Consider the following 3,835-nt stretch of genomic DNA (forward strand, 5'->3'; position numbering starts at 1 on the left):
GTGTCGGGTTTCGTCATCTATGGGCGTTTTCCGCAATGAAAACGCCGCTGCACTCCTTTTCCGGGATACCCAGCTACAGGGAAAATGCTCCTACTGGAGGGCCTGCGTGCACTCGTGTGCCAGCTGCAGGCCTTCGTCTGCGTGAATCACCCATACGGCGAGTTTTGATGCCGGCGAGGAGAGCAAAGTGTCACCCGCCATGACATTTGTATTTCGGGCGGGGTCGACGTCGACGCCCCAGCCTCGGAGCCCCTCAAGAATGGGGCCTCTTACTTCAGGAGTATTCTCTCCGATGCCTCCGCCGAAGACAATGGCGCGTGCATCGCCAAGCACCGCAAGATAGGCGCCCATAGTGGCGCGAACGCGATAGGCGTACATCGCCATGGCCAGCAGCGAACGGTCATCTGTCTTCTTGCGCAGGATGCGGGTATCGAGCGATTGGCCGGAGATCGCGAGCAGGCCCGACTTCTTTTCCAGGAACTGCAGCGCGTCCTGCGAAGAAAGATTTTCGTGCTGCATGAGAAAAGGCAGGATCGCCGGATCGATGGAGCCGGAGCGCGTCCCCATCATCAGGCCCTCCAACGGCGTGAAGCCCATCGAGGTCTCTACCGATTTGCCTTCGCGGATGGCACAGACTGACGATCCGCTCTCAAGATGACTGGTGATGACGTTCGCCTGTTCGAGGGGTGTGTTGCTCAGTGAGCAGAACTGCTCCAGCTGATAGCGATGCGAGAGGCCGTGGAAGCCGTACTTGCGAATGCCGTGGCGATTGGCGACATCGTAGTCAATCGCGTAACGCCATGCGACCTCGGGCAACGTGTGATGAAACGCGGTATCGAAGGTGCAGGCAATAGGCAGGGCGCTGCCATGCTGTTGCAGCGCGCGAATCACCTTGACCGATTTGGGATTGTGAAGTGGAGCGAGCTCGGCGCGGGCCTCGATCTTGTGGATTACCTCATCGTCGATTCCCACCGCCGCATCGAAGTCGCTTCCACCGTGTACGACGCGAACACCGGCAAGATCGGGTTTGGGAAGATCAAGCTTGTCGAGAGCGTCGAGTGCAGCTGTGGTCATCGCGTCGAAGTCACCCGCCGGCAATGGCTCGGAGTGCAGCGACTGGTCGCCGCGCGTGATCTCGAGTGTGGTGTCCTTACCGACGTTGTCGATGTCGCCGGTGAGCAGGCGTTTGCCGGCAGAGGCCTGCGGCTGGTTCGCGGTCGTCTCGACAAGGTCGAATTTCAGCGAGTTGCTGCCCGGGTTGAAACAAWGGACGAGCGGCATGACAACTCCAGCTTACGAGGCCTTCTGTATCGGTGTCGTGAATTTCTCGGCGGTTTCGCCCTGCGACCGGCCAGCGTCGGGCAGAGAAGCGAAGCGCGTGCGGGGGAAGTGCTGCGGGTAGTTTTCGCGAATGAACTCCATCATCTTTTCGCGGACGATGCAGCGGAGATCGAAGTTGTCGCCGGCATTGCGGTTGCTGACCAAGCAGCGCAACTCCATGGTGTGTTCCTTAATGTCGGTGACCTGTAACCCGCAGACTTTGCCGTCCCACAGCGGCGAGGCCTGGCAGATCTCACGCAGCTTCTGGCGCAGTGGCTCTACAGGAATGGTGTAGTCGACGTAGAGGAAGGCGGTGCCGAGGATGTCGGAGGACTGGCGTGTCCAGTTCTGGAAGCTGTTCTCGATGAAATAACTTAGCGGCACGATCAGCCGGCGCAGGTCCCAGATCTTGACGACGACATAAGCGGAGGTGATCTCTTCAATGCGTCCCCACTCACCCTGCACGATGACTACGTCGTCGATGCGGATGGGTTCGGTCAGTGCAATCTGCACACCGGCCAGAAAATTCGAGGCGGTGGACTTGGCAGCAGTGGCAAGAACGAGCGAARCAATGCCGGCAGAAGCGAGCAGACCGGTGCCTGCCTTCCAGAGACGGTCATCGTGGAATGTCCAAAGGCAGCCGGCAACGGTGACGACGACGATAAGCGAGATCAGGAAGCGGCGAAAGAGCCCGAACTGCGTATGGATGCGGCGGGCCTGGATGTTGTCGGTAGAGGTGATGTCGTAGCGGCGGAGAAAGATGTTCTGCACCACATAGACAAAGCCGGTAGCAAACCATCCCAAGGAAAGGACGAACAGAATCGCCATCACCTGCCGCACATCGTCGTGATAACGGGCAGGAATTGGCAGGAAGGGCTCTGCCAGAAAGAAACAGGTCAGCACGAAGATTGCGCGCGCAGGACGAGCGAGATAGCGCTGCAGACCAAGGCCAAGACCCTTCGTTGCAGGACTGGTACTCTCCGCCTGCTTCCGGCGAAGGACACGGAAGAGCACCCAGTGAAAGAGATTGGAGAAGACCAGGGCGGCGCAGAAGAGGAAGAGGGCAAAGAACCAGCCATGCCAGACATGGAGGATTTTGGTGAACATGCCGAAAGAAATCTCCCGAGGTGTGGCGCTGGCCGGTGGCCGTCTATATGGGATGACGCGGCGGGAGGGAGAGGTTGTAAGAGCTTCTCAGAACTGGGTGGCCCATCCATCGCGACGCGATGAATGGGATATCTGGTCCGGACCCGCCGCGCTAATGAAATGACAAACAAAGACGGTTCGCGCGGAGCGCGAATGCCCACATCTGCTTGCACCCCAACGAACAAAGTTCGTCGGGGACCCCGCGGCACAGATATGGGCACCCGGTCGCGGGTTAGATCTACAGCTTTGCGAGCCAGTCGAGAATTGTCGTCTGCAGTGCAATGCGCTGATCGGAGTAGCCGTGGTCTGTTGCGAGGTGTTTTGTGGCTACTTGTGTATTTCCGCTGCTCGTCAGTGCTGCCGCAAATGCATCATTCGATGGAGCAAGGCCGTCATCCGAGGTAAGAATCAGGTACGGAACCTTCGTCAGCTTTGGCGCCAGTGTGGGGAAGTCCCACTGCGTGAGATTCGCCGCCAGCTCCTTTGCCAGTCCCTCGGGTGTGCAACCTGCCAGCGGCGCCATGCCTTCCTTGGCAAGATGTTCCGCGACCTTAGTGACGGCCACGTTCTTTGCCTGTGGTGGCACCTGCCGGATCGCTTCCATGCCCATATTCGCCGCAGACATGGTCACCACAGCCTTAATACCCGGTGTACGTGCCGCTACTTCGTTGGCGACGAAGCCGCCCATGCTGTGGCCCAAAAGCACGAGTTGTGAAGGATTTGCGCGGAGCCGGGCAGCCACAGCCGGATCGCGTAGCCAGGCAATCGCCGCCTGGGCATCTTCGATGCAATGCGAAAACGAAAACTCTCCCGGCGTACCCCACGCGCCGCGGTAGTTGAAATACACCACATCCCATCCGGCACGGCGGAGGGTTTGCGCCAGGTCGAGATTGCGCTCGTTGCCGGGAAAGCCATGCAGCAGGAAGGCCACCGGATGCGGCCCCGTACCGGCGGCGATGTAGACCAGGCCGTTGAGCAGGGCTCCGTGGCTGGGGATCTGTACGGACTCCATCGTCGCCGGATGTGCATGATCCATCGGAGGATCGGCCGAGATAGCCGACTGCTGGGCAGCAGCCTGCGAAACAGCAAGAGAGACGGACAGCGCCAGGGCGAACAGGAACGCGAGGAGTCTTTGCATGAAACATTCTCCCCGAATCCCCTTAAAATAGGAAAGAAGGATTCCGACGGAAGCGATGGCGTTTACAGAACAGTTCGATGTGCTGGTAGTGGGTGCAGGGCATGCAGGCTGCGAAGCCGCGATGGCTGCTGCACGCATGGGCCTGCGCACCGCGCTGTTCACGCTGAACCTTGACCTGATTGCGCAGATGAGTTGCAACCCCGCCATCGGCGGCATTGCCAAAGGACATCT

Annotated in this window: 4 protein-coding genes; 1 reads left to right on the forward strand and 3 read right to left on the reverse strand. The window is 59.4% G+C overall.

What is annotated here, in order from left to right; all coding sequences use genetic code 11:
• Positions 1-90: 90 nt before the first annotated feature.
• The 3 genes from AB4043_RS17690 to AB4043_RS17700 all read right to left on the reverse strand — a co-directional run bounded on the left by AB4043_RS17690 (position 91) and on the right by AB4043_RS17700 (position 3,604).
• Positions 91-1,281 (reverse strand): acetate/propionate family kinase, encoded by a 1,191-nt coding sequence (locus AB4043_RS17690; RefSeq protein ID WP_442307660.1) that lies wholly within the window; start codon positions 1,279-1,281, stop codon positions 91-93.
• Between the two features lie 12 nt (positions 1,282-1,293).
• Positions 1,294-2,427, reverse strand: a complete 1,134-nt coding sequence (locus tag AB4043_RS17695) for a mechanosensitive ion channel family protein (protein WP_442307661.1) — start codon at positions 2,425-2,427, stop codon at positions 1,294-1,296.
• Positions 2,428-2,704: 277 nt separating this feature from the next.
• Positions 2,705-3,604 carry an alpha/beta hydrolase family protein gene (locus AB4043_RS17700; protein ID WP_442303470.1) on the reverse strand — a complete coding sequence of 300 codons (900 nt, stop codon included), beginning with the start codon at positions 3,602-3,604 and terminating at the stop codon, positions 2,705-2,707.
• Between the two features lie 55 nt (positions 3,605-3,659).
• Here AB4043_RS17700 and AB4043_RS17705 point away from each other — a divergent pair.
• Positions 3,660-3,835: FAD-dependent oxidoreductase (locus AB4043_RS17705; protein ID WP_442307662.1), on the forward strand; the 176-nt coding region annotated here is incomplete at its 3' end.

Source organism: Terriglobus sp. YAF25 (genome assembly GCF_052113305.1).
Taxonomy (GTDB): domain Bacteria; phylum Acidobacteriota; class Terriglobia; order Terriglobales; family Acidobacteriaceae; genus Terriglobus.

Coding starts and splice junctions, on each gene's coding strand:
- AB4043_RS17700 (WP_442303470.1), bottom strand. CDS start 3,604: ATGCAAAGACTCCTCGCGTTCCTGTTCGCCCTGGCGCTGTCCGTCTCT.